A 20837-nucleotide genomic window follows, 5' to 3' on the forward strand; every position below is an offset into this window, starting at 1 on the left:
TTACCACGGGTTTTTCGGAGCCACTTTGTGCGCGCGGAACGCCGTTTGGTACAAGGGAAAATCCTTTGCCAAAAGTACGATAAACCACACCAAAAAATGGGTCTGAACAGACGAAAATTTATTCAGCATGCAGGAGCTGCCTCCGGCTTGTTGCTCATGGGTGGGCTGCCTGCTATTGGACGGCCCCGTGCAAAGAAAGTACGCGTCGGAATCGTAGGAGGAAGATTCGGAGCGACGTTTCAATTTCACGAACACCCGGACTGTCATGTTGAAGCGGTAAGCGATTTGCGAAAAGACCGCCGGGATCAACTGATGAAAACCTACGGATGTGCAAAAAGCTATCCTTCTCTGGAGCAACTGCTGACCGACCCGGCCGTCGACGCCGTGTTTCTGGCCACACCTGCCCCGGATCACGCACGCCACACCCTTGCGAGCCTGAAAGCCGGCAAGCATGTACTATGTGCGGTTCCACTTGCCATGACACTGGAGGAATGTGAAGCGGTAAGGGCAGCCGTACGTGAATCCGGAAAAATCTTTATGATGGCTGAAACTACTGCTTACATGCAGGGGACCATCACGGCGAGAAAATTTTACGAGGAGGGCCGATTTGGACAAATTTTCAGTGCAGCAGCAGAGTACAATCATCCCGGGCTGGAGGCGCTCTGGTTTGAAAACGGAGAGCCCACCTGGAGACACGGATTACCGCCCATGCATTATCCGACGCATTGCACGGCATTTTTGATCAGCGTGACGGGAGAAAGACTAAGCAGTGTCAGTTGCCTCGGTTGGGGCGAAGGAGAGGGGTTATTGAAAGGTAATCCTTATCAGAATCCATTCTGGAATCAAACCGCCTTTTTTCACACCAACCAGGGGCATCCCTTCCGAGTGGAAGTTAACTGGAAAGGGGCGCTGAGAAATGCGGAAAGAGGGGAGTGGCGGGGAGAAAAAATGAGTTTGTTTCTCCCTTCCGGACATTCGGGTACAGGTACACGGATCACCGAAGAACAAGCAGAAGGGAGGGACGATGCCGGGTTTGTACACACCAAAAACAAGGTAGAAGCCTTTGAATTTCCACGATGGTGGGAAACGGAGATGTTGCCGGAACCCCTGCGGCACAACAGCGGTCACGACGGTTCCCATACCTTTCTTACCCACGAATTCATTCGTTCGATTATCGAGAACCGTCCTCCATTGGTGGATGTCTACGAAGCGCTGGCTTACACGGTACCTGGTATTGTTGCCCACCAATCGTCCCTAAAAGGAGGGGCACTACTCCCTATTCCGGATTTTGATGCGTAGGGGAAAGGGGTTCCAGTAAATCCAGGTAGGCGGGAACGAACTCCTCCAGGCTTTGAACGGGTCGGGCTACTCCCGTATGTTTGGCTGCCAGGCGGTAAAGCTCGGTTTTTTTCATTCCTCTTTGCCGCATGGTTCTTATGGCCAGGGCTCCTTCCGATTTGGAAAGTTTTTGGTTGCCTTCTTTGAGAAGGGGGTGGTGAAAAAAGGTGGCTCCGGCAAGGGGCTGATCCGGTAGCAGCGAGGATAGATAGAGCTGTGCGCACGAAGAATCCCATAAATCCTCTCCCCGGACAATGAGGTCAATACCAAACAAGCGATCGTCTACCAGCGAAGCGAGTTGGTAGGCAGGGTCTCTGTCTTTTTTTCGTACCACAAAATAAGCCATGGCGTCCGGAATCTGGCAGTTTCGTCTGACGCCAGGATAGTCGATGAGCGGGTACACTATATCGGGTCTTGTTTTTAATCGCCAGGCCCGGTCTGCTCCCGTAAGGGAGAGGTTTCGGTGCAGGCAATGGCCATTGTACCAGCCTTTGGGATGGTTTTTTTGGATCTTTTTTCGGGAGCAGTCACAGGCAAAAAGCTGGTCCGCATTGGCTAAGTCCTCCAACAGCGCCTGGTAGTATGGCATTCTGCATCGTTGGGAATATTGGTTCTTCAAGTCGCTTACGCTTCGCGGCCCTTCGTCGTAGGGGATTTCCAAAAAATCAAGCGTGTCAAAAATGTCCTGCAGGTATTCGTTTCGGGTCCGTTGTCGATCCAAATCGTCAATCCGTAGCACGATCTTTGCCCGGTGCTTTCTTGCCAAACTCACCGTGATTAGAAAGGACACAAAGTTTCCCAGGTGCAGGTACCCACTCGGTGTCGGCGCCAGTCTGGTTTTATGGAAGGCGGGAGTCACGTTTGCTCGCTGTTTTGTTGGGCACCCGAGATGGAAACGGGCACAAAGCGGGCAAACAGCTCTTCTTTGTACCAACCTTCTTTTTTTACTTTCAGTATGATTTTTCGGTGTTCCGATCGGTAGGCAAAGGCTTCCATTTGTTTCTGACTTTCCCAGTAGCTGAAGGTAGCTTGTTCGATGGCCGGCCATTCTCCGATACCTTTGGTAAAAAGCAGTCCGTCGGCTCGTTCGGCAGAGCGGCTGCTAGCGGGGACAAATCGCAAAAATCGTGGAATTTTAAGGATTTTTACCCGGGCCCGGGTGATGACCATGAGCGGCTCCTGGCTTTTCGCAGTTGCGGTCACCGCGAATGGCTGCTTTCCATTCCAGCTCCCCTGGCATTGAACACAGCGCATCCAATAGGTGAAGTTGCTTAAGCATTGCTGGCTAAACCGCTTATAGATTTCCGATTCAGAATATTTCCTGGCAAAATCGGCATTTTTCCAGACCAGCAGCAGGGCATAGGTTCCGAAATCCGGTTTGATGGAAAATCCAAATCCCCCACCCGTACCCATTAACTTAAAAAAGGAGACCCCTTCGACTCGACGAATCGGGGAAACTGCCTTCTGCATTTGGTTAAATGCCCACCACCGATTTCTCTTGGGGTATTCAAAAAAAGTAATGGATACGATTTCTTGGTTGTCACTCATAAGTTGCATGCTGGGGTAATACTCCCTACCCAACCCGTTGGCGCAAGTATAAGAAAGCCTTCGGAAAAAATCACGTTGGCTCCTGGAAAATCAATCAAAAACCCGCTTGATGATGATCCGGATTAGAAGGATGGCCAGGGCGATGGTGGTCCCTGCGATAACGAATTCCATGGGATAAACGGTCGGGTTTAGTAAATGGGAACAGCGTCAGAAAACAAAAATCGAAAAGGATCGGCTAATGTCATTCGATGCATGTATTTGTTTGATACAGGTAACCTTGTACCGGTCGATAAAGTTTAGGAAAAGAGGGAAAATTGAACGGAATATACGTTCTTCTCGCGTACCTTTGTTACTTGTAAATGCGGGTATGGTACAGTTAAAGACAAGGCGATTCGCTGCCGGTGCGTTTTTTTTTCTAACAGGGCTCTGTTTTTCTTCCTGGGCTTCCCGCATACCCGATTTACAGAAGAGATTTCAATTGAGTGAGGGACAGTTGGGTTCGGTTTTGGTAGGCATGCCGCTGGGTTCTTTGTTGGCACTCCCATTGGCCGCCTGGGCGGTTTTTCGGTTCGGAAGCAAAACTGTGGTGCTGGTTGGCATGACTTTTTACCTGCTTTTTTTGCTTGGTATCGCAATCGCTCCCGATGCGTTTATGCTAGCGATCGTGGTCTTTCTCTTTGGCATAATGGGCAATATGATGAATATCTCGCTGAATACACAGGCCCTGGGAATTGAAAAAGACTACGGTAGAAATATACTAAGTTCCTTTCATGGGCTGTGGAGTCTGGCGGGATTTATCGGGGCAGGGATAGGTGCCTTGATGGTCTATTTGGACTTTGCCCCCGCAGATCACTACTTGATTGTTCTTTTGATTGGAGCCATAATGGTGATTTACTTCGAGAAGGGAGTAGTATCGGATATCAACAAAAAAGAAAGCGGGGGAGGGGGATTTGTCTGGAAAAAACCCAACGGGACCCTAGCCCGGTTGGGAATGGTGGGCTTCTGTGGCATGATGTGCGAAGGCTGCATGTTTGACTGGTCGGGAATTTACATGGCAGGAGAGGTGGGCGCATCGGCAGCATGGGTTCCTGGCGGATACGTAGCGTATATGGGGGCCATGGCCTCCGGAAGGTTCCTGGCAGATCGCCTCGCCAACCGTTTTGGGAAGATCGCAGTGTTGCAATTATCGGGACTGCTGGTTTTTTCCGGATTGTTGCTTTCGGTGATTTTTCCGGTCATTTGGATTGTCCTTCCTGCATTTGTGCTCGTTGGCTTTGGGACCGCGGCCGTGGTACCGCTGACTTACAGCCTGGCTGGCAAGACGGGGGTCTATGCCCCAGGTCTTGCCATTGCGATGGTTTCCACCATCTCTTATTTCGGTTTTTTGCTGGGGCCTCCTTTGATTGGCTTCGTTGCCGAACTGATTGGCCTGAAAGGGTCCTTCGCGTTGATGGCCCTGGTGGGTTTGATGATTACTTTTTGGGTTTGGACGGTCCGGGTCAGGTTTTCCGCCGTTTCCTCCTGATTTCAAGCCAAATTCATTTACAATTCGCAGGTATTGGTTTTTAAAAATTTATGCTTAATTTTACCAAAATTTAGTACCATACCAAATCGGTAGGTTTTATAGAATTAATAGAGAAGCAACATGCAGGAGTCATTGATTTCAAAAAAGGTGTATTCGAAAGAAGAAATTAAAGCGTTGAATGCCCGCTACCAACCGCTGAGTGTGGAAGAGCGGGTACTTCGCCTGTATGAGGATTTTGATGCCAAAGAGGTGATGCTCACCAGTTCTTTTGCCGCCACATCGGCCCTCTTGCTGAGTGTGTTTTCCAAGTGTAATCCGGAGCAGAAAATCTATTTTATTGACACGGGGTATCATTTTCCTGAGACTTTGGACTACAAGAAGAAGCTTACCGAGCTTTACGGCCTCAATGTGGCCTCCGTGAGTGCAGGGAAGGAAGACCACGCGTTTACCACCGTCAATCAAACCTGGAAATCAGACCCCGAGCTTTGCTGCTCGATTAATAAGGTAAAGCCTTTGGAATTGATCAAAAGCCGCTTTTCCGTATGGGTTTCGGGGCTGATGCGTTGGCAGAGCGATCACCGGGCCAGCCTGGACATTTTTGAAGAGCGGGGAGGGATTTTGAAATTTTATCCCTTGCTGGATGTTACCGAAGAGGAGCGGGATCAGTTCATAAAAGAGCATCAGTTGCCGTTTCATCCCCTGATTGCTTTTGGGTACCACTCCATTGGTTGCAAGCATTGTACCGTACCTGGGGAGGATCGAAGCGGACGGTGGAACAATAGTCCGAAGACGGAATGCGGACTGCATTTATAAAAAACATCCCTTGAGCGGTCTTTTTCAAGGTTAAACGTTATTTTGACACAAAACCCATCCGATTGTTGGATGGGTTTTCCTTTTTCCATATTTTTCGTCCCTCAATTAGCAATTCCTTATGAACAGAAATTACATTTTACTAGTAGTGTTCCTTGCCGCAATCGCATGCAAGCCAGAAAAGAAAGTAGAGCTCATCGAATCGACCACCTCTGCTTCTCTGGACTCCCTCAGTCAGGCGCTGGGTTGGCCGGAGGACCTGGCGGTGCAGGCCTTTTCCGGCCCGGACATAACGCCCAGCCCGGCTTGTTTGGCTGTTTCCCCCTACGGAGAGGTGTATGTGGGTGTGGATGCTATCGGATCCCTGGGAAAAACCCCCGGGAAAGGCAGGATTGTCAAACTCATTGATACCGACAACGATGGAGTAGCGGACGAACACACGGTTTTTGCAGTGGTAGACAATCCCCGGGGAATTATCCCGCTGGGCAAAAAACTCTACGTATTGCATACCCAATTCTCCATGGAAGATAGCCTTGCTACCGGAATGGACCTCGTCGTGTTTGAAGATAAGGACCAGGATGGGGTGGCAGACGGCCCCTCCTCTCCGCTCATTCAGCACATCAGTTCCCCGAAGTTTCTTCAAGGCCGGGGGACAGACCACGCAACCAACGGTATACGACTGGGCATCGATGGCTGGATTTACATTGCAGTTGGCGATTTCGGTTTTCACGGTGCCGTCGACCGGGAGGGTAAGGAAATGACCATGCTTGGAGGGGGAATACTTCGGGTACGACCCGATGGTACGGAAATGGAAGTCTACACCCATGGACTTAGAAATATTTACGATGTGGCCATTGACCCCTACATGAATATATTCACCCGTGGCAATACCAACGATGGAGGGGGTTGGAACATTCGCTTTATTCACCAGATACAATCCGGAGAGTACGGATACCCGGTTCTTTTTAAAAATTTCACGGAAGAGATCCTTCCTGCCCTGGTAGATGTGGGGGGAGGTTCCGGAACCGGAGCGTTATTTATGGATGATTACCGATGGCCCGACAAGTACAACCAGGTGCCCTTGATGGCCGACTGGGGTCGGAGTCAGGTATACGTACACCGCGTCAGTCCGGATGGGCCATCCTACACCCAGCAGGAAGAAGAATTTTTTAAGCTACCCCAGATTACGGACCTGGACATCGACGGTACGGGAAGAATGTTCATGGCAGCCTGGGATGGAGCCGGCTATTCCGGAAACGATCAAAAGGGGTATGTGGTACGCGTTGTTCCCAAGTCCTGGGAATATTCCGACATGCCGAACCTGGAAAAAACGGCTACCGACGATCTGATTGACTTGCTGAGAGAGGAAAGCGCCACCATTCGGCTGTATGCACAGCAGGAATTGATCGGCAGAGGGAGTGCGGAGGCTGCTGATGAAGCGCTTCGCCTTGCCAAAAAGGTGGGGGAACCCTTGTACGCGCGAGTGGCAGCCCTATACGCCTATTCCCAGATTCGCGGTGCTGCCGGTCTGGATGACATGATGAGGCTGATCGAGGATCCCGACCTGAAAGAGCATGTTATTCGGGCCGTTACCGACCGGACGGCCTACGTTTCCGAGCTACCGATAGCACCTTTTGTGGACGCAATGAGCGATCCTTCACCCCGGGTTCGGGCTGCGGCCATCATTGCACTGGGGCGGATTGGAAAGGAAGAAGCAGTGCCTCATTTGCTCGAGGTACCCGTTCCGGATTCCTTTCAGGCACCAAAACTTGGTGAAGAGGGTCCCCATGCTCAGCCAAATGCAGAAATCATCTTACCCCATCTGGCTGTCAGAGCCCTGGTCAGTCTTGGCGCAGACGAAGCCTGCCTGCAGGCTGTAGGAACCGGTAATTCCACATTGGCGCTATGGGCGTTACGTTACATGCATACCGAAAAAGCGGTTTCGGGTTTAATTGCCCGGTACAACGGTGCAGGAACAGAGCAGATGGAGGTAAAGCAAGGAATTCTGAATACACTGGCCAGGCTGTATACCAAAGAGGCACCATACGATGGTTCCTGGTGGTGGGGTACCCGTCCGGATACCCACGGGCCTTACTACAAATCCGTCTTGTGGGCAGCTTCTCCACAAGTTAAATCCCTGTTTCAACAGCTCTGGGAGAATGGAAGTCAAGCCGACAAGGACTATATTGCCATGCTGAATCAGAAAAACCGCATGGGAATTCTGGAATTTGGTGGAGATTATTCCGTCACAGAGGTGTTGGAAGAACCCGACGTAGATTTAGAGAAGATTAAAAATCAGAAAGGGCAAATAGGTGCCTCCTCAATCGAGGACATCCTACTGGCCATGCAGGAGATACCCGGTGAAGCGATTAAAGGTAAAGCTATTTTTGAGCAGCAAGGCTGTAAGGCTTGCCACAGCATTGCTCCGGATGAGCAAATGAAAGGCCCGTATATGGGACAAATCGGAAGTATCATGTCTCGCGAGCAAATCGCCGAGTCAATTCTCAAGCCGAACGCATCGATTTCGCAGGGCTTTGCCACGGTAATGATCCAGACAAGAGACGATAAAACCTATGTCGGCTTCGTTACCGAAGAAAGTGCTACGCGGCTTGTTATTCGCAATATCGCGGGGCAGGCCTTTACATTGGCTGCTGACAACGTCAAAGAACGTACCGAAATGGAAAATTCCATGATGCCCGCTGGACTTGCCAATTCCCTTTCCTACGAAGAGTTTGCATCCCTGATTACCTTCCTTTCCCAACAGAAATAAGGGTTTTTTCTGTGAAGAATCCTACCATCAAAAGGCCCGTTTTGCTGTGAACGGGCCTTTTGGTGGTAGGTTTACTTCTGATGATGGAGATAGCGTATGTCGGGATCCCAAGGGGAGTATTTATTCACCGGGTGAGGCTTACCTGGCTGGAGTAAGCTCAATTTTTCGAAATTCAATGGCTCCATGATCTCCCTGCAGCATTATGGGACCCGGCTCGCCTTCCTGGCTATCGAGAGCGCCTCCCGTGATGCCTGGAATAATTTGATCGCAGATGATTTCCTTGCCATTTGCTACGATCGTCACCCGACGTCCGACAAGGGTGATGTCGAAGCTCTGCCAAACGCCTGGGCCGCCGGCCACCATTTCGTTGGGTGTCAAAAATCCGTATACCCCGCCAAAGTAAATCGAGGAGGGCGGTGTTCCTTTATTATCTTCGATCTGAACTTCGTACCGGCCCCTCAGGTAGACACCACTGTTGCTTCCTTCGGGATAGCGAAATTCTACACGGAGTTTAAAGTCCTCAAATTTCTGGTCCGAAATCAGGTTGGCTCCTGCTTCCTCGCTGGTAAGAATGCCGTCTACTACTTTCCATTGGTTGCTCGCTTTATCCGCATGCCAGCCGTCCAGGTTTTTTCCATTGAACAAAGCCACAGTCTTTCCCCATTTTGGAGCTGTTTCCCGGACCAATAAGGGTGCTTTAACGCCCATAAAGGAATGTGTTTGGCCCATGCTGCCTTTGATGGTGCCGGTGAGTTTTCCTTCCTGTAGCTGTCCTTCAAAGAACATGTCCCGATCCGAGTCATCCCATTGTGGAGCGATAGAAAAATGCACCCTTCCCCGGTCAAAATGCACCTGGGATATCGGTCTTGCACTGCCGTTGTGGGCCACAAAATATCCCACCAGCGTTCGGATTCCGGAAAGTTTTACCTCCAGCCAGGAAGGGACTTCCTTGCCGTCCATTGTAACGGTAAGGTCCCATCTTCCCAATAACTCCTCCGAATCCTGAGCGGATAGGTTAGTGCCGGCAAACAACAGGCAAAAAATGAACCCCGTCATTAAGTTGATTTGAAATTTTCTCATACGTATGCAAATATTGGTTGATAATCGGATAAAAATACTCGATTTTTGCCGGCAAATAAAGCAGAAGTGGAAATAAAGCCAGGGCGTCCCTGTCGGTTGGCCAACCCGTCCCCGTTTGGCAAAACCCCCGAGAAAGGGTCTGAGGCGAACAGGCGATTCCTGTCTGGCAACAGGGGGATTGGGCACAGGTAGGGGTACTGCCACTTAAGGGCTGAGCCAAAGAAATTCAAATCCGCAAATCAGGCCGAGCAGGGCACCCAATACCAGTTCCAGGATTCCATGCCTTCCCAGGTACCACCGGGACCAGGCGATAAGTGGAAGCAGCACAAAGAGCCCGATGCCCATTGGAAAATTAATGGGGTAGAGCGCGATGGAAATATAAGCGGCTATTGCCAGATGCAGGGAGACTTTGATGCGAAAATTTAGCAGGAAGGAGATCATCAGCAGTTGTATCAGTACCAGCCCTCCGGTGAGTACCGGTCCGGGCTGATTGCTCAGCCATAAAAACCCAAAAACCACGATCCCGAGAAAGAGCATCCAGGGGTATAGGGAATACCGCTGTGTCCGCAGGGAAACGTCGAAATTTGTATACCGACCGCTACGCCTATGGTACTCGTTCCAAAGAATCAGGGGCAGGATACCGAGAAATACGGTGCCTGCCAGTGTCCATCCGGCCTTTATGGGTTCGAGAACAGAAAAAAAGGAGTACCCCAGAAATCCTACCAGCAAAACAATGGGGTGGGCGATTTGGGAAATACGTAGGGCCAGCAGGTTTTTCACGGAATGTGGAATGGTTTCAATAACTAATTTGCCGGATTATTTTGAAATTGTTCAGGGCAGGCAGCGATTTTTTTCGGGAGAAAATCTGTGAAAAAACCCAAAGTCCCGGTTGTTGCCAAAAATCACCGGTAAATTTTCCGCCTATCGGTAAAAGGGTTAAATTAGCGGATTCTTAAAAAAATGCATACCTAATCCGGTAGAGAATAAAAATGGACGTAGCAGTGATCAAATACAACGCCGGAAATGTGCAATCGGTGCTGTATGCCATGGAGCGCCTGGGAGCCAATGCCACCCTTACGGACGATTGGGAAACCATCAAAAAATCAGACAAAGTAGTGTTTCCCGGACAGGGGGAAGCCAGTACGGCCATGAAGTACCTGCGGGAACGAAAGCTGGATCAATTGATCCAGTCGCTGGAACAACCCTTTTTTGGGATCTGCCTGGGCTTGCAGCTGCTTTGTGAGCATTCGGAGGAATACGATACGGCCTGCCTGGGTGTGTTTCCTATACAGGTAAAGAAGTTTCCTTCGATAGAAAAAGTCCCGCACATGGGCTGGAACAACTTACAGCATCTATCGTCTCCATTGTTGAAAGGTTTGACAGATGCTGACTACGTGTACTACGTGCACAGCTACTACGCGGAGGTGGATCCACGCTATACCATCGCTACTTCCCATTACATGCACGATTTTTCTGCCTTGCTACACCGGGATAATTACTATGCCATGCAGGCCCATCCTGAGAAAAGCAGCCGGGTGGGGGAGACCATATTAACGAACTTTCTGAATTTATAATGGAAATCATTCCAGCAATTGATATCATCGACGGGAAATGTGTACGCCTGACCCAGGGCGATTATTCCCAAAAAAAGGAATACGCTTCGGATCCTGTGGAAGTTGCCAAGAAATTTGAGGCGGCCGGAATACGGCGACTACATGTGGTGGATCTGGACGGAGCCAAGACCAAAAGAATTGTGAATAAAGAGGTTCTCGGGGGCATTTGTCAGGCCACTTCCCTTGCGGTAGACTTTGGAGGAGGCATACAGTCGGACGAGGATTTGGAACTCGCATTTCGATTGGGGGCAAGACAGGTGACCGGAGGCAGCATTGCCGTGAAGAATCCGGAGGTATTTACCGGTTGGCTTCAGGCGTTTGGTGGGGAGCGGCTGATCCTTGGCGCCGATGCCAGAGACCGAAAGATAGCCATCTCCGGGTGGCAAGAGACCACATCCATGGACCTGATCCAGTTTATTCGCGATTATTTCGAAAAAGGGGTACGTTACGTCATTTGTACGGATGTGGCAAGGGACGGGCTGCTCGAAGGGCCTTCTCTGGCCTTGTACAAAGAAATTCTGCAGGAAATTCCTGGTATCCGTTTGATTGCCAGTGGTGGTGTGGCATCGGTACGGGACCTTGAGGACCTGGAAGCGGCTGGGGTTTACGGCGTCATTGTTGGAAAGGCTTTTTATGAAGGGAGAATAAGTTTAGCGGAACTCAGGTCATTTATCCGAAATTAATATGCTAACGAAACGAATCATCCCCTGCCTGGACGTTAAAGATGGAAGAACCGTGAAGGGGGTCAATTTTGTTGAATTGAGGGATGCAGGTGACCCGGTGGAGCTTGGTCGTTTATACGCGCAGGAGGGGGCAGATGAATTGGTATACCTGGACATCACGGCCACGGTAGAAAAGCGAAAGACGTTGGTCGACCTTGTAACCCGGGTAGCGAAAACCGTCAATATTCCTTTCACCGTTGGCGGAGGTATCTCGAACGTCGATGATGTAAAAGCCTTGCTCAATGCCGGTGCCGACAAGATAAGCATCAATTCCGCAGCCGTAAAAAATCCGCGGGCGCTGGACGAAATGGCCAGGGAATTTGGAAGCCAGTGTATCGTGGTGGCAATTGATACAAGAAATATCGACGGAATCGACTTTGTCCATACCCATGGCGGCAGAAAACCCACCTTGTTGCAGACCCGGGAATGGGCCAGGGAAGTAGCCGACCGGGGAGCAGGGGAAATCTTGTTGACTTCCATGGACCACGATGGCGTGAAAAACGGGTTTGCCAACGAAATAACAGCGGACCTATCCGCATTGCTTACCATTCCTATCATTGCCTCCGGTGGGGCAGGGAAGATGCAGCACTTCAAAGAGGTGTTTACCGCCGGAAAGGCCGATGCAGCCCTGGCGGCCAGTATTTTTCATTTTAAGGAAATTCCCATTCCCGCGTTAAAGCAGTATCTTGAAAAGGAAGGGATTGCGGTACGGAGATAATGTCATTCAGCCCCGGCTTTCGGTCAGAGAGCCAGCGAAACTAAAATAAAGCAAATGGACAAGTTAACGGTAGATTTTGACAAAGGAAATGGTCTGGTGCCTGCCATTGTACAAGACGAGCATACCAAAGAGGTGCTGATGATGGGATACATGAATCAGGAAGCCCTTGAGATTTCCCGAAAAACAGGAAAAGTAACCTTTTTCAGCCGCACCAAACAGCGGCTTTGGACCAAGGGAGAGACTTCCGGAAACTTCCTGCTCATCCGGGGAATCGAATTGGATTGTGACCAGGACACCCTATTGATCCAAGCGAACCCTCAGGGGCCGGTATGTCATACGGGAAACGATACTTGTTTTGCACATCAAAACCGCTCCAAGTCCTACTTTATCGATGAGCTTCGGGACGTAATAAAAGACCGTAAACACAATCCGTCGGACAAATCGTATACGGCCTCGTTATTCGCCTCGGGAATCAATAAAGTAGCTCAAAAAGTCGGGGAAGAAGCAGTAGAAATCGTTATTGAAGCAAAGGACAATAACAAGGATTTGTTTCTCGGCGAAGCCGCTGACCTTTTATTTCACTACCTGGTGTTGCTGGAAGCCAAAGGCTATGAACTGGACGAGGTGATGGAGGTACTGATCAAACGCCACCAAAAGTAATCCGCATGGCCGCTGTTGGCAACCTGTTCGTTTACGGGACGCTACGTAAAGGATTTTCCCACCCCATGGCAAAGATCCTGGAAGAACGGTGCCAATACCTCGGGACGGGCACGATTCAGGGGAGATTGTTCGATAGAGGGCCCTACCCGGTGGCCGTGCTTTCCCCCGATCCCGAGCATTTCGTCCACGGAGACGTATACGCCCTGAGTACAGAGGAACGGATGTTGGCATTGATGGATGATTACGAAGGAGTGGGCGAGTGGTTGAAGACCGGCGTCAGATTCGAGCGGAAACAGATTCGGGTAGTTCTGGCAGATGGCTCTCGGACAACAGCTTGGGCATACCTTCATTCCGGCTATACCGATCACTTTGTTCCAATCCCCGGCGGTGACTACCTGGCATTCAAACGACGGTAGGATTGGTGGAGGAATTTTTTGGTGGCCGGAGGTGGACCATGTTTAAATTTGAATCCGGCTCTCCCGGAAATGAGTATTCGGGTACTTAAACAGCGCAGGATTTTTTCGTGGCGATACTCTTTTTTCTATTCCTGCGTGGTTTCGCTGCGGAAAATGGTTGCAGGTTAGTAATTTACGGTTGCGTAGGTGCTTTGAAAGGGCAATGTCGATCTGGTTTCCATTGGTTGATACAGAAGGTTGCTACTGGAGGTGATAGTAAGCTACCATTCCTGCTGCGAAGGAATAGGCACCTGTGTTGGAGTATACGTCTAGTATTCGATTATCAACGAATTTTTTGTGTTTATCAAATGAAATAGTAGATTTTTCAGGTATTTTATTTCAAACAATTTGATTTGATTTAGGTTAGTTACGCATATCAACTAAATCAACATACCATGAAAAAAGTATTAAGTATTTTCCTAATGGCTACTATGGTAGTCTTCGGGTCTTTCGCCAATGACGACGAAAAAAAAACCGCAACCGCGGTAAAAGCGGATAAAGACATTGTAGACCTGGCGGTCGGAACCGATTTTTTATCCACGCTTGTCGCTGCTGTGAAAGCCGGTGGTCTGGTGGACGTTTTGAAGGGCGATGGGCCGTTTACCGTTTTTGCGCCGACCAACGAGGCGTTTGCTAAATTGCCTGCCGGCACGGTAGAAAGTTTGTTGAAGCCGGAAAATAAAGACCAATTGGTCAAAATCCTCACGTATCACGTGGTACCCGGATCCATCAAATCTTCTGATCTGAAAGATGGGATGGAAGTGGAAACGGTACAGGGCCAAAAAGTTACGGTGAAATTGGCAGGTGGTAAAGCCATGATCAACAAGGCGACCGTGACCGCAGCTGACATCGAGGCTACAAACGGAATGGTGCATGTGATTGACACGGTTATCCTTCCGGAAATGTAAGTGTACCTGTGTTTATGTTCGAAGGCTGTTTCCCTCGGGAGATAGCCTTTTTTCGTTAACAGAGGCAGGTTTGATTTTCAGCACGCCATTTTCCAAATGGACGACACCATTGTACCGGTTTAGCTCCAGGCAAAAATCAATGTCTTTTTCCAGGTGATGGTTTTGAAGGCGTTTGGCATGAGAAGCTTTTTCTAAAAATAGGGAGAGGTTGTCACGGGCATGTTGGAACACGGCTTCCATCGCGAGTGTAGCATCGCATTCGTGCTTCCATCCCAGGGTCAGCGAAAGGGCCCCAGCGTAGAGCGAGTCCTCAATATTGAATTTTCCTTTCCAGCCCGCGCAGAGAACGACTATATCTCGATCACTGGCTAGCAGGTAATCTACCGTGGCTTGCAGGTTAAGGAACGATCCGATGAGGATTTCAGAGGCGTTGGCTTTTGCCAGCGAAATGGCGCGTGTGCCATTGGTTGTCGTCATTGCCAATTTTTTACCGGCAAACGCACCGCTCAAAAACGTAAGAGGGCTGTTACCCAAGTCAAAGCCCTCGGCTTGTTGCCCGTTTCTTTCGCCGGCAATCAGCCAATGTTCGCCTTTATAGGCCCGACATTCTTCCAGATCGCTAATCGGTTTGATGCATTTTACCCCATTTGCAAGGGCGGTAACCATGGTAGAACTTGCCCTGAAGATATCTACGACCACCACCGTCTTTCCCGTTAATTCGTGGAGGTGAACCAGTTCGGGACTGATACAGGTTTCAATGGTTCTCATGTTGTCAGTAAGGGTAGTTTTTTAACCGTCGCTTCAAGAGATTTTTTCCGAACTTCGATACCGATACGGGTTCCGGGCTTGGCGTAGGCCAGGTCCACGTATCCAAGTCCGATGCCGATACCCATGCTTGGGGAAAGGCTTCCGGAAGTCACCGCGCCTATGGAGATGCCTTCTGTGTTTACAATGGGGTAATTGGCCCGTGGAATTCCCTTTTCCTCGAGAATGAATCCGACCAATTTTCTTTTTACTCCGGAACGTTTTTGCTCCATCAGGGCCTCGTGGTTGATAAATTCCTTGGTAAATTTTGTAATCCAGCCCAGGCCGGCCTCAATGGGAGAGGTTTCCTCGGTGATATCGTTGCCGTAGAGGCAATATCCCATTTCCAAGCGCAGCGTATCCCTGGCTCCCAGCCCAATGGGTTGAATGCCATAGGGTTTTCCAGATTCAAAAATGGCGTTCCACACGGCCGGTGCATCCTCGTTTTTCACGTACAACTCAAATCCGCCTGCACCCGTATAGCCGGTTGCAGACACGATCACCTCTGTCGCTCCGGCAAACTCCCCGGTGTGGAAATGGTAAAAAGGCATTTCCGCCAGAGGTATTTTGGTGAGTGGTTGTAAAACCTTCGTCGCATTGGGTCCCTGAACCGCGAAAAGACACAAAGCGTCGGATTGATTCTCCATATCCGCCCCCATGGTGTTGTGCGATTGTATCCACTGCCAGTCTTTTTCGATGTTGGAGGCATTCACCACCAAAAGGTAGCGGGAATCCTCCAGTCGGTAGATCAGTAGGTCATCTACGATTCCGCCGGTTTCATTGGGTAGACAAGAGTACTGCGCTTGCCCTACCGATAGCCTGGAGGCATCGTTGGAGCTTACTTTTTGGATCAGTTCCAGCGCATGCGGTCCCGAAATTAGGAATTCTCCCATGTGTGAAACGTCAAAGACCCCCACGTTTTCCCGGACGGCTTTGTGCTCGGCAATGTCAGAATGGTACCTCACCGGCATGTAAAAGCCAGCAAAGGGGATCATCCTCGCGCCCAGTGCTTCGTGAATGTCGTTTAACACGATTTTTTTTATTGGATCCTGCATGGAGTAGTGTCTTGGAAAGGCCAAAGGTAAGCATTGTGATGAAATTTTCAGAAGTGGCGTACGAAAAAAAGACCAGTCCGTCACGAACTGGTCTTTTTGTGGAAATCCCTACCGGAGCCATTTGGTCCTTGGCGGTTAGGCCCGTGCCGTTGCACCTGTCAGCCCGGACTTAGCTGCCGTATCCGGGGTTTTGAACCAGGGCAGAATTGGCATCCATTTCCCGCTGGGGGATTGGAAACACCAGTCTGGGATCATCATAGCTGTATTGCAAAGTCGGGGTGTTATTGTCTTGAATCACTCCCCTGGTTCGTTTGGTATCATGTAAAAAATGGCCCTCATGAGCAAGTTCAAGTTTTCGTTCCTGTAGAATTTCTTCAAGGTTCAGATTGGATTTCGCCGGTAGATTGACACGCAGGCGAATCCGGTTGATGTCTTCCAGCGGCGTGGCACCAATGGACGTTCCTTCCCGAAAGTTTGCCTCCGCGCGGGTAAGGTACATTTCAGCCAGCCGGATTACTTTTACATTTCGAAATTGCTCCCGCCATTTGTCCGTACGTAGTTCTCCTGCACGTACCGAGAATTGTTGCAGGCGTTCATCTCCGGATTCGTATTGATTGGTATGGTTGCTGAGAATGGTTACATCCCCATCTCTGCCACCAAATTCAGGAGTGGAGTAAAATGAATGCATGCTGTTGTCCGGATCCTGCGCATTGACCTGTATGGTGAAAAGGTCTTCTTGCGTATCCGCTTCGTTGTTGAACGCCGCCATGTAGTCGTTGACCAGTCCTTTGCCGTTGGCGGTTGCCAGGTTTATGGCCCGGTTGGCCGCATCCCTGGCGTCGGCGAAACGTTCCATTTGCAAATAGACCCGGGAAAGCAAGGCGGCGACTACGTAATTTCGGGCAAAGAATTCATTGTTTTCCGGGAGCAGGCCTTCGGCGGTTTCCAAATCAGCTAGTACCTGTTGGTACACGTCTTCCACGGTGTTTCTCGGAACCTGATCCTCCCCCGTCACCTCGCGAGTTGGATTTAGCAAGATCGGTACAGCCAGGTTGGTTTCGGTATTTCCTGCAGCATAGGGAAGCCCGTAGAGTTTCACCAATTCAAAATAGACTGCTCCTCTTATAAATAGAGCTTCTCCCCTCACGCGGTTTTGATCTTCTTCATTGACCCTATCGATCACGTCAAGAACATTGTTACAAATGTTAATGGCGTCGTACCCCCGAAGCCAGGTATCGGTGACGAAACTATTGTTGGTAAAAATCTGCTTGTTGTAGATCTCTCTTGGTTGGTTGAACGTACCCTCCCAACGAATCTCGTTGTTTGCGCCAAGCATTTCGGCGTACAGGATGGATCTTCCTCCCCATAAGTCCTCATTCCGGAGGTTTGCATAGGCGCCGATCAGCGCCGTTTTGATATTGGCGTCGTTACTTAAGGCAACTTCCTGATCCACGCTTTGGGCGGGTTGCAGATCCAGTTGATCGGTACATGCGCCTGCCAGCATAAATAAGCCGGAAAACAAGGTAATATGTATGGTGTTGTATTTCATTGGTTTTCGTAATTAAAATCCTACATTGATACCGACAGAGAAGGTTCTCGCTTGCGGTGCGGTGTAAAAATCGTTCCCCTGGAAAACGTTGGAATTGGCTGCTGTGTCTCCCAGATAATCCGCATTCACTTCGGGATCCCATCCCATGTAGTTGGTAAAGGTCAACAGGTTTTGGGCCATCAGATAAATTCTTGCGCTATTGATGTTCATCCGGTCCACCAGTGAAGAAGGGAGGTTATAACCTAGGGATAGCGTTTTCAGCCGTACGTAGCTACCGTCCGAGATGAAGCGACTGGAGGCGCTACAACCGTTGCAATTGCCAAGTCTGGCCTGAGGGATATCCGTGATGTCTCCCGGGTTTTGCCAACGATCGAACTGGGCGGCCGTGCTGTTGTCAAACCAATCCCCGTTAGCTGCATAAAAGCCGGCCCCTCCTTCGTAGATCTCGTTACCAAATACTCCCTGGAAGAGAAAGGATAGTTGCAGGTTTTTATACGTAATATCATTGGTTATTCCCGCAATAAAATCCGGATTAGGATCTCCTACGACCATCCTTGCCGCTTCGTTGTAATCATTAGTGGTTTCACTTAACTCTTCATTGCTGTAATAGAGCGCATCGCCGTTTGCCGGGTCTACTCCTGCATAGCGAGGGCCATAAAACACCCCAATGGACTCACCAATAAAAATACCGTTCAAAAAACGTGAAGAGGAAGGAGGAATAGAAGTCTGCCCTTCCGCGAGCTCCCGAACCCGATTGATGTTCCGGGCGAAATTAAGGGAAGTATTCCAGCGGAAATTTTGGTCCGCATAGTTGGCCGAGTTCAATACCAGTTCAAAGCCATAATTTTGCATTCTTCCGATATTTTGCCGTTGGGTTTCGAATCCGGTAGTTCCGGGAACAGGAACCAGCAGCAGCAGATCATTGGTCTGTTTGTCGTAGTAATCCAATTCTCCAGTCAGCCGATCGTTGAACAGGCCGAATTCGATTCCTACATTGAATTGGGCCGTGGTTTCCCAGGTGAGATTAGGGTTTGGGATTTGCGTGGGCTCCAAACCCGGCCGCAACCCATAGGAAACCGGACCGAACAAACCTAAGTGATCAAAGTCTCCTATATCTGCATTTCCCGTCAGACCATAGGAGGCCCGTAACTTAAGTAAACTGATCCCTTCTTTCCCGGTTAAAAAGCTTTCTTCCGTCACAACCCAGCCCAGAGATGCAGCCGGATACAAACCCCACTTGTTATTTCGTCCAAAGCGAGAAGAGGCATCGTAGCGCGCACTCAAGGTCATCAGGTATTTGCTGTCCAACTTGTAGTTGATCCTGGAAAAGTAGGAAAGAAAGGAGTGATGCGTAAATTCAGAGGTTCCCTCCACGATCTCTGCAGCCGATTCCAGCGTTTTCAAATCGTCCAACGGAAATTCCTGTCCATCCACGCGGGTATAATCATCCTCTGTTTTTTGGAAGGACATACCCCCGACGGCCTCGAATTGGTGTCTTTCAGCAAAGGTATCCGTATAGGTGAAATAATTATTGGTATTGTAATTTAGAATCCTTGCCCATCGGGAGCTACCCTCACCGTTTGTACCCTGTCCCGTGATGGTACGGGATCCGAAAAACCGATCATCGTTTTGGTTGATGATATCGACAGCAAATTCGGATCGGAACCGCAGTTTATCACTAAAGGCATATTCACCAAAAATGGTATTGATATTCCGGTAGGTAGATGTAAGCCAATTGGCATTTTCAGAGTCGATCAGGTTATTGTAATACGTGGTCGTGGGGCGATCGTACAGCATCCCGTTTTCGTCCCGGATCGGTGTAATAGGAGCCAGTGCCACCAACTGAATCGGGTTGTTGAACTGGTTATCTTCGGGTAATGTGGTAGTTTCTGTTCTGGAAAAACTAAAATTGGCTCCGATTGAGAAGCGCTCGGAGACCTTGTGGTCCAGGTTTAGTCTTCCCGAAATGCGCTCAAATTTGTTTCGGATCAAGATGCCATCCTGCTTGTCATAGGCAGAAGAGAAATAAAAGCGCGTGGACTCGTTGCCTCCGTTTGCAGAAAAGTTCACATTCGTGATGCCCGCATCGGGATTGAACGCCTGTTCCTGCCAATCGGTATCGATGGTACCGTCTCGCCAGTCGGTGTGTCCGGAATAGCGGTCCAATCGGCTCTCAACAAACTCCAGATCCGAGTCTTCGTAGTCACTGGGGTTATTTAGGGGGTCCAGACCATTTGCCAGATCGTTGTTGTATCCGGATTCGCGCATAAGCTCAATGTACTGTGCGGAATTCAGAAACTCATTTCTTCGCGTGGGGCTGCTTACTCCCCGTTGAATGCCCACGTTGAACTTGGTTTTGCCTGCCGAACCACTTTTGGTGGTGATCAGCACCACCCCGTTGGATGCCCGTGCACCATAAATGGCAGCCGCCGACGCGTCTTTCAATACCTCAAAGGACTCAATGTCATTGAAATTGATATCGGCCATGGGGTTGCTTTTTCCGATCGTCCCTGCTGAGGTCACGGGAATGCCATCGATGACGTACAGGGGTTCGTTGCCTCCGGAAATGGAAGTGGTTCCCCGCACCCGGATTTTGACCCCTTCGCCTACTTTGCCGCTGGAGGATTCTACGAATACTCCCGACATTCGTCCCTGTATGGCTTCCTGAAAGGTGGGAACCGGCACGTTGGCAATTTCAGTACCCTTGAGCGAGGCTACATTACCTGTCAGATCGCCACGGGTAATACTACCGTATCCCACCACGACTACTTCCCCAAGGGTTTTTTCATCCGGCATTAGGGTGATATCGATGATGCTTTGGTTGCCCACCTGCACGGCTTGATTGACAAATCCGATGTAGGAAAAAACCAGGGTTTCATCGCTACCTACGGTGATCGAATAGCTGCCTTCGATGTCAGTCACTGTGCCGCGGGCCGTTCCCTGAACCTGGACATTTACACCCGGTAGGGTTAGGTTATCCTCGCCTGAAACGACGGTACCGGTAACGGTTTTGTTCTGTGCCCACCCGATTAGCGGAAACGCCACTATCAGTGTCACCAAAATGAGTATACTTCTTTTCATACCCGAATAGATTAGGTTGTTTACGTATAAAAGGCTGATTTTGGGTGTGTTGCCGGGAACATGGGTTAGATAGCTGTTATATCGATTTACCGGCAAGCGCCTCCCGCTAAAATGAGAGGCAAATCTATAATAAAAAAATGAAAAAAAATAACTTTTGAAAGATATTTCCTTTTTCAGGAGCGGAAATATCTTTCGGTTTGA

At 49.7% G+C, this 20837-nt stretch carries 18 protein-coding genes; 10 read left to right on the plus strand and 8 right to left on the minus strand.

Features of this window, described 5'->3' with window-relative positions; genetic code table 11:
* Positions 1-96: 96 nt before the first annotated feature.
* On the plus strand, positions 97-1299 hold the full coding sequence (locus ABWH99_RS07485; RefSeq protein WP_375585665.1) for a Gfo/Idh/MocA family protein: 1203 nt from the start codon (positions 97-99) through the stop codon (positions 1297-1299).
* Here the strand turns inward: ABWH99_RS07485 and ABWH99_RS07490 are convergent.
* Together ABWH99_RS07490 and ABWH99_RS07495 are read right to left on the minus strand one after the other, a co-directional pair.
* Entirely contained in the window at positions 1277-2197 is a 921-nt protein-coding gene (locus tag ABWH99_RS07490; RefSeq protein ID WP_375585666.1) for a glutamate--tRNA ligase family protein, read from the minus strand. The two genes, ABWH99_RS07485 and ABWH99_RS07490, sit on opposite strands and share 23 nt — an antisense overlap.
* A complete protein-coding gene (locus ABWH99_RS07495; protein WP_375585667.1) occupies positions 2194-2886 on the minus strand; it encodes a spheroidene monooxygenase in 693 nt (230 codons plus the stop codon). The genes ABWH99_RS07490 and ABWH99_RS07495 overlap by 4 nt, the downstream gene beginning before the upstream one ends.
* 367 nt (positions 2887-3253) lie before the next feature.
* Here ABWH99_RS07495 and ABWH99_RS07500 point away from each other — a divergent pair, with 367 nt between their 5' ends.
* The 3 genes from ABWH99_RS07500 (at position 3254) to ABWH99_RS07510 (ending at position 7991) form a co-directional block, all read left to right on the plus strand.
* Positions 3254-4411, plus strand: coding sequence for an MFS transporter (locus tag ABWH99_RS07500; protein ID WP_375585668.1), 1158 nt, complete (start codon positions 3254-3256; stop codon positions 4409-4411).
* Between the two features lie 120 nt (positions 4412-4531).
* Positions 4532-5224 (plus strand): phosphoadenylyl-sulfate reductase, encoded by a 693-nt coding sequence (locus tag ABWH99_RS07505; RefSeq protein ID WP_375585669.1) that lies wholly within the window; start codon positions 4532-4534, stop codon positions 5222-5224.
* Between the two features lie 118 nt (positions 5225-5342).
* On the plus strand, positions 5343-7991 hold the full coding sequence (locus tag ABWH99_RS07510) for a HEAT repeat domain-containing protein (RefSeq protein WP_375585670.1): 2649 nt from the start codon (positions 5343-5345) through the stop codon (positions 7989-7991).
* 138 nt (positions 7992-8129) lie between these two features.
* On the opposite strand, the gene ABWH99_RS07515 is transcribed toward ABWH99_RS07510, so the two are convergent.
* On the minus strand, positions 8130-9071 hold the full coding sequence (locus ABWH99_RS07515; protein WP_375585671.1) for a DUF1080 domain-containing protein: 942 nt from the start codon (positions 9069-9071) through the stop codon (positions 8130-8132).
* 204 nt (positions 9072-9275) lie between these two features.
* Positions 9276-9851 (minus strand): hypothetical protein, encoded by a 576-nt coding sequence (locus ABWH99_RS07520; protein WP_375585672.1) that lies wholly within the window; start codon positions 9849-9851, stop codon positions 9276-9278.
* 209 nt (positions 9852-10060) lie between these two features.
* On the opposite strand from ABWH99_RS07520, the gene hisH reads away from it, so the two are divergent.
* The 6 genes from hisH (at position 10061) to ABWH99_RS07550 (ending at position 14147) form a co-directional block, all read left to right on the plus strand.
* Positions 10061-10645 carry an imidazole glycerol phosphate synthase subunit HisH gene (hisH, locus tag ABWH99_RS07525; protein ID WP_375585673.1) on the plus strand — a complete coding sequence of 195 codons (585 nt, stop codon included), beginning with the start codon at positions 10061-10063 and terminating at the stop codon, positions 10643-10645.
* Entirely contained in the window at positions 10645-11367 is a 723-nt protein-coding gene (gene hisA, locus ABWH99_RS07530; protein ID WP_375585674.1) for a 1-(5-phosphoribosyl)-5-[(5-phosphoribosylamino)methylideneamino]imidazole-4-carboxamide isomerase, read from the plus strand. The genes hisH and hisA overlap by 1 nt, the downstream gene beginning before the upstream one ends.
* Before the next feature lies 1 nt (position 11368).
* Complete coding sequence (gene hisF, locus ABWH99_RS07535) at positions 11369-12124, plus strand: imidazole glycerol phosphate synthase subunit HisF (RefSeq protein WP_375585675.1); 756 nt, start codon at positions 11369-11371, stop codon at positions 12122-12124.
* Positions 12125-12169: 45 nt separating this feature from the next.
* The gene (gene hisIE / locus ABWH99_RS07540) at positions 12170-12784 is read left to right on the plus strand and encodes a bifunctional phosphoribosyl-AMP cyclohydrolase/phosphoribosyl-ATP diphosphatase HisIE (protein ID WP_375586555.1); all 615 of its coding nucleotides are present in this window, start codon (positions 12170-12172) and stop codon (positions 12782-12784) included.
* Positions 12785-12789: 5 nt separating this feature from the next.
* The gene (locus ABWH99_RS07545) at positions 12790-13200 is read left to right on the plus strand and encodes a gamma-glutamylcyclotransferase (RefSeq protein ID WP_375585676.1); all 411 of its coding nucleotides are present in this window, start codon (positions 12790-12792) and stop codon (positions 13198-13200) included.
* A gap of 434 nt (positions 13201-13634) precedes the next feature.
* Positions 13635-14147: a fasciclin domain-containing protein gene (locus ABWH99_RS07550; protein ID WP_375585677.1), complete on the plus strand. Its 513-nt coding sequence runs from the start codon at positions 13635-13637 to the stop codon at positions 14145-14147.
* A 12-nt stretch (positions 14148-14159) separates the two neighbouring features.
* On the opposite strand, the gene ABWH99_RS07555 is transcribed toward ABWH99_RS07550, so the two are convergent.
* The 4 genes from ABWH99_RS07555 to ABWH99_RS07570 all read right to left on the minus strand — a co-directional run bounded on the left by ABWH99_RS07555 (position 14160) and on the right by ABWH99_RS07570 (position 20636).
* Entirely contained in the window at positions 14160-14915 is a 756-nt protein-coding gene (locus ABWH99_RS07555) for a 2-phosphosulfolactate phosphatase (protein ID WP_375585678.1), read from the minus strand.
* Positions 14912-16006: a glycine cleavage system aminomethyltransferase GcvT gene (gene gcvT, locus ABWH99_RS07560; RefSeq protein WP_375585679.1), complete on the minus strand. Its 1095-nt coding sequence runs from the start codon at positions 16004-16006 to the stop codon at positions 14912-14914. Before gcvT ends, ABWH99_RS07555 begins: the two co-directional genes overlap by 4 nt.
* Positions 16007-16175: 169 nt before the next feature.
* The gene (locus tag ABWH99_RS07565) at positions 16176-17555 is read right to left on the minus strand and encodes a RagB/SusD family nutrient uptake outer membrane protein (protein ID WP_375585680.1); all 1380 of its coding nucleotides are present in this window, start codon (positions 17553-17555) and stop codon (positions 16176-16178) included.
* Positions 17556-17567: 12 nt separating this feature from the next.
* Complete coding sequence (locus ABWH99_RS07570; protein WP_375585681.1) at positions 17568-20636, minus strand: SusC/RagA family TonB-linked outer membrane protein; 3069 nt, start codon at positions 20634-20636, stop codon at positions 17568-17570.
* Between the last annotated feature and the right edge of the window lie 201 nt (positions 20637-20837).

The sequence above is a fragment of the Cyclobacterium xiamenense genome (assembly GCF_042140265.1).
GTDB lineage: Bacteria > Bacteroidota > Bacteroidia > Cytophagales > Cyclobacteriaceae > Cyclobacterium > Cyclobacterium xiamenense_A.